Source organism: Mesorhizobium sp. M7A.F.Ca.AU.002.02.1.1 (assembly GCF_003998535.1).
Taxonomy (GTDB): Bacteria; Pseudomonadota; Alphaproteobacteria; order Rhizobiales; family Rhizobiaceae; genus Mesorhizobium; species Mesorhizobium ciceri.
In genome coordinates, this window is record NZ_RZPB01000443.1 from 1 (window position 1) to 5,173 (window position 5,173).

Sequence of the window (5,173 nt, forward strand, 5' to 3'; positions counted from 1 at the left end):
CCACTCAGCAAATGGCGAGCACTCCGGGCAGTCCGCTGCTGCCAGTCGGATACCCTGCTTTCGTCGTTAGCTTCCTGACCCCGAACATAGTTGCCCGCAATGACGTCAGTCCAAACTAACGCTTACGTGCGCGTTTGACAGCAGCCTCGGCCACGGCCGGGGCCTCCTGAATGCTTGCCGCGCCGCCAAAATCCGCGTTCTTGGTTCGGCCAGCTCCAGGACCGGCACCTAGATCAGCGCCCGTGATCGGATCGGACGCCGGATCAGAAAGAGTACGGTCGGCCATCTTGGCCACCACCTTCATGTCTCTGGCGCCCATTTTGACGGTTGCCAAGCCGTCTCCGCCGTCGACGGGCATCACCTGTTCAAGGTCATCGATCCGATCCCACTCTTCGCCGGAATTCCATGGACCATTGGTATCGCCGTCACCTTGAGAGGTGTTGACGTACATGCTGGCGTACCTCTCGATGCCCGGGAGCTTGCCTGACGGGAAATTGTTTTCGATGGCGTAGAGTGCTTTCTCAAACGACTTTTGATGAGCGATCTCGCGTGTCATCAGGAAGCCGAGCGCGTCCTTGATGCCCGGATCATCGGTGATGTTGATGAGGCGTTCGTAAACGATCTTGGCGCGCGCTTCAGCGGCGATGTTCGACCGCAAATCCACGGTAGGTTCACCGCGTGAGTCGACATAGGCCGCGGTCCAGGGAACGCCGGCTGAGTCGCACAGCGCGGGAGCACCGCCAAACAGGATGGATTCCTTGGCTGTCGTACCGCTGGCGCCGACCATCATATAAAGGTCCGCTTCTTTCATCTGGCCTTCGGCAAGTTGTGCCTTGAGCCCCTTGTTCAGCATGGTGACGATCGATCCCACCACCTCAAGGTGGCTGAGTTCTTCAGTGGCTATGTCGAGCAACATGTCGCGACGGCCAAGATCATCCTCGCCGAGGCCTTGCGTGAAATAGCGCATCGCCGCGGCAAGCTCACCATCGGCGCCACCGAATTGTTCCATGATCATGCAGGCCAGGCGGGGATTAGGCTCCGAAACGCGGACGGTGTATTGCAGGCGCTTGTTGTGCATGAACATTGGCAATCCTCCAGGGGGTTGGGTTGCCCAACATCCGCCTGCGAGGATTGTTCCATATTGCATCGAGTGACGCAGTGGCCGATCCGCGAGGCCATGGCGCGCTAGGGGTGAAATTCGTGTCGGGACGCACATCAATGAGCGCCTCCAGATGGGAAAAAGACTGGTCGCGCACGTTTTTTCCTCCGGGTACTGGAACGAACATGTTGTCGGGACTAACCCACGATGAAAGCGGCGAAAAAACTGCTGAGGCTCTGCATTCGTCTGCAGGTCACAGCGATGGGATGACAGATCCCGAATGGCCACAGCAAAGTCCGGCGCCAGGCATCTCTTGCGAAGTTCTGCGATCTCGGAACAATCGCGCCAAACCACAGTTCTAGCCAGGCAGCGGAGCTGCAAGATTGGTGACCCGATCCCCGCGTGAGCCCTCCCACGGCGTAGGCGCTTGATCACCAGCAGGCGATATAATCGCGGCGATAGCATCGATGGGCAAGAAGGCCAAGCAGAACACCGCGTCTCGGACGGATCGCGAAAGGGCCATCGAAGCGACTACTTTGCCCGAAAGTGCGGCCTCACCAAGGACGAGGCACTCAAGATTCTCAGGTCGCAGGATCGATGAAGAAGCGAAACGGCGGTCGGGCGGCCGGTAGGAGCAATCGTCGCTCGATCGTCGCAACCGATGGCGGCGGATGATCTAGTTCACCCCGACACACCTTTTCAACAATCCGCTTCAACCATCCGGGCATGCCGCGGGCCGGGTCCCGTTTAGACCGGCAGAGGCAGCCGAGCGACCATTGTGGCTTGCAATATGTGCCGAAAAGCGCGCGATCTGGTCTCACAGCAGCTTGCCCACAAAACGCTGAAGAGGTCGTTCCGGCGCCGCGGCCCCCGACCGCCGTCTTATCAACATTGATCGGCGAAAGAGTGACCAGCAATCGACTTCGATAGGCGAGAACGCCGGTTAAGGCGCGGCAGGCGGCTTGACAAGCGGCCGCGAGGCTAGCCAGGCGCAGAGGCGACATGGCGCCGGTTGTGCCGACCAGAACGGAGCGAGATCACGGTCCTTGCTCGTGTTCCCACCATGTCTTTGAGGGCGAGGAACAACCGATGGCCTTGGTTGTTAGAGCTGCATATGCCGCGAAGCATTGAACTCGAAGTGGGACATGGAGATGGCGACGAAGAAAAGCGCCCAGAGCAGCACAAAGGGCCTGGGAAGATCTATTTTACGAAGCCTTGAAGGACATATACTACGCGGAGCGTAAGATCTTAAGTGCCCTCAAGAAAATGGCCAGGGGTGCCGAATCGCAAGAGTTGACCGCCGCGTTCGAGAAGCACCGCGACGAGACTGAGGGTCAGGTTGAGCGGCTGCAGCAGGTGTTCGAGATTTTCGGCAAGCGCGCGCAGGGCAAGACCTGTCCCGCGATCGACGGCATCATTGAGGAGGGCGGGGAGATACTGGAGGAGTTCCAGGCGGCGCCGGCCCTCGACGCCGGGCTTGTTGCCGCTGCCCAGGCCGTCGAGCATTATGAGATCGCCCGTTATGGGACATTGGTAACCTGGGCAAGGCTGCTCGGCTTGAATGACGCGGTTCCGCTGCTGCAGCAGACGCTCGACGAAGAGAAGGCAACGGACGAGGCGTTGACGCAGCTTGGAGGCACCAGCGTAAATGAAAGGGCGCTGCAAGATGCCGCCTAGATCTAGCTGAACGCGTTGGGCGGGAGGGAGATCGAGTCCATCGACACCGTCGATCAGGTTGGCTGGCGCTGCGTGCATGAGCAAATAGTGGATACGGTTGTTGCATTGAACCGTCCGAGGCGGTCATTCCTGCGCGAACAACTCGCCTTGCCCATGAATGGTGGCAGGAACATCCGTGGCAGCTTGGGATCAGCGCCCATGGTAGAAACCAAAGGAACAATCAACCCGAGCTTCCGCTCGATATCGTTGCTCGAAACTGTCGGAGCTCTGGCCGGACGCGCCAGCAGCGCCGCGACGCTCGCTTCCATCTGCCCTCGGCGAGGCGCGCGGAATCGCTCGATCGTGCGGCCCGATCGCAGCGACACCGCTGTTTCGTCCGGCTCCGCGTGCAGACAGGATGAGGCGCGACTGTCACTGCAGTTTTCAGGTGCCAGGTGAGGGTCCTCGTCACCGGCGCGTCGGGTCTGATCGGAGCTTCTCTTTGTGCGCGCCTGGCCGCCGATGGATATGAAATCGTTCGCGTACTGCATCGTGCCGGCGCCGCGCCCTTCAGAGGCTTGCCGCCTGTCTTGCTCGACATGGCAAAGGCGCTGCAGACGCAGGACTGGAGCCCGCATCTGATAGGCATCGACGCGGTCGTCAACTGCGCCGGTGTGCTGCAGGACAGCGCGCAAGAAAGCACTGGCGGTGTGCATGCGGGTGGCGCATCGGCACTCTTTGCCGCCTGTGAGCAGGCGGGCGTGAGAAAAGTCATTCACTTCTCGGCAATCGGGGTCGATCGGCTGCAGCCGTCCGCCTTCTCGGCCACCAAGCTGGCTGGCGACCAGGCGTTGATGGCGCGCGATTTGGACTGGGTCATCCTGCGCCCGTCGGTCGTGCTGGGCCGGCCGGCGTTCGGCGCCAGTGCGCTGTTTCGCGGACTGGCCGCATTGCCACTGTTGCCGGTGATGCCCAGCACGGGTCGGCTTCAGGTCGTACAGTTGGATGACGTGATCGCCACTGTCCTGCATTTTCTCCGGCCCGATAGCGCATCGCACCTTGCGCTTGACCTTGCCGGACCTGAAGCGCTGCCGATTAGCAAGGTGGTCGGCCTCTACCGCCGCTGGCTTGGGTCGAGACCGGCTGGAGAGTTCACTCTGCCCGGTAGCGTCGCGGCCGGCCTGTACCGGGTCGGCGATGCGGCGGCTCTGCTCGGCTGGCGCCCGCCGATGCGCAGCAATGCGGCCAAGGAAATCGTGCGGGGCGCTGTCGGCGACCCGCAGGCGTGGATCACTGCGACAGGGATCCAACCATCCAGCCTCGAAGCGGCGCTAAAGCTCAATCCCGCGACGGTGCAGGAGCGATGGTTCGCCCGTCTCTATTTCGTCAAGCCGGCGATCTTTACTGTCCTGCCCTTCTTCTGGATCATGACCGGCATCATTTCCCTGACCACCGGCTGGCGCCGCGGGGTCGACTTGCTGGTCGGCACGGCCATCGGTCCGCTGGCGGAACCGGCGGTCATCGCCGGAGCGCTGGCCGACATGGCGGTCGGCGCGTTGATCGCCTGGCGACCGACCAGTCGGCTGGGGCTGTTCGGGGCGATCGCGGTGGCTCTTTTCTATGCGATCGCGGGGACCATGCTGCGACCAGAACTGTGGAACGAGCCGCTCGGCCCATTCCTGAAGATCCTGCCGATCCTGGTTCTGCATTTTGTCGCGCTGGCGGTCCTGGAGGAACGCTGATGACCTACTTCATGCTCAAGTTCCTGCATGTCGTCGGCGCGGCCGTGCTGCTGGGCACCGGCGCCGGCATCGCCTTCTTCATGCTGCTCGCTCACCGGACCGGAAATTCCGCGACCATCGCGGCGGTCGCACGCATGGTCGTGATCGCCGATTTCATCTTCACTGCAACCGCCGTCGTCGCCCAACCTGTCACCGGTGCATTCCTCGCCTGGCATTCCGGCTATCCGCTGACCGAGGGGTGGATTGTGCTTTCGATCCTGCTCTACCTCATCACCGGCCTGTTCTGGCTTCCAGTCGTGTGGATGCAGATCGAGATGCGCAATCTCGCTATGCAGGCCGCGGCAGAGAAGCAACCTCCACCACAGCGCTATGACACCTTGTTTCGGCTCTGGTTCGCCTTTGGCTTTCCTGCCTTCGCGGCAGTGCTCGCCATCTTCTGGCTGATGATTTCGCGACCTTCGATCGATTGGTTCGCCTTGTAGCACCGGACTTCGTCTCCCTCGTCACGGTCTGCAACATCGTTGCGCCTAACAAATGGAAGGCGATGGGCGCCAGCCGCAGACTGCCTCGTTCCGTTACTACATACCGGGTGGCAATGGTTGCACAGGTTCCCGGCCATCGGCTTCCATTTGTTAGGCGCAACGATGTTGCAGACCGTGACGAGGGAGACGAAGTC

At 61.3% G+C, this 5,173-nt stretch carries 5 protein-coding genes; 3 read left to right on the forward strand and 2 right to left on the reverse strand.

Annotated elements, in window-relative coordinates; all coding sequences use genetic code 11:
* Window positions 1-115 precede the first annotated feature (115 nt).
* Window positions 116-1,084 carry a manganese catalase family protein gene (locus EN879_RS23565; protein WP_063170816.1) on the reverse strand — a complete coding sequence of 323 codons (969 nt, stop codon included), beginning with the start codon at window positions 1,082-1,084 and terminating at the stop codon, window positions 116-118.
* A 1,230-nt stretch (window positions 1,085-2,314) separates the two neighbouring features.
* Here EN879_RS23565 and EN879_RS23575 point away from each other — a divergent pair.
* Window positions 2,315-2,776: a DUF892 family protein gene (locus EN879_RS23575; protein WP_063170817.1), complete on the forward strand. Its 462-nt coding sequence runs from the start codon at window positions 2,315-2,317 to the stop codon at window positions 2,774-2,776.
* Window positions 2,777-2,829: 53 nt separating this feature from the next.
* Here EN879_RS23575 and EN879_RS39100 read toward each other — a convergent pair whose 3' ends face one another.
* Complete coding sequence (locus tag EN879_RS39100) at window positions 2,830-3,306, reverse strand: hypothetical protein (protein ID WP_164752013.1); 477 nt, start codon at window positions 3,304-3,306, stop codon at window positions 2,830-2,832.
* Here EN879_RS39100 and EN879_RS23585 point away from each other — a divergent pair.
* On the forward strand, window positions 3,211-4,497 hold the full coding sequence (locus EN879_RS23585; RefSeq protein ID WP_027163564.1) for an SDR family oxidoreductase: 1,287 nt from the start codon (window positions 3,211-3,213) through the stop codon (window positions 4,495-4,497). The genes EN879_RS39100 and EN879_RS23585 overlap by 96 nt on opposite strands.
* The gene (locus tag EN879_RS23590; RefSeq protein WP_063170818.1) at window positions 4,497-4,979 is read left to right on the forward strand and encodes a DUF2269 domain-containing protein; all 483 of its coding nucleotides are present in this window, start codon (window positions 4,497-4,499) and stop codon (window positions 4,977-4,979) included. Before EN879_RS23585 ends, EN879_RS23590 begins: the two co-directional genes overlap by 1 nt.
* Window positions 4,980-5,173 lie beyond the last annotated feature (194 nt).

Coding starts and splice junctions, on each gene's coding strand:
- EN879_RS23565 (WP_063170816.1), bottom strand. CDS start 1,084: ATGTTCATGCACAACAAGCGCCTGCAATACACCGTCCGCGTTTCGGAG.
- EN879_RS39100 (WP_164752013.1), bottom strand. CDS start 3,306: ATGCAGTACGCGAACGATTTCATATCCATCGGCGGCCAGGCGCGCACA.
- EN879_RS23590 (WP_063170818.1), top strand. CDS start 4,497: ATGACCTACTTCATGCTCAAGTTCCTGCATGTCGTCGGCGCGGCCGTG.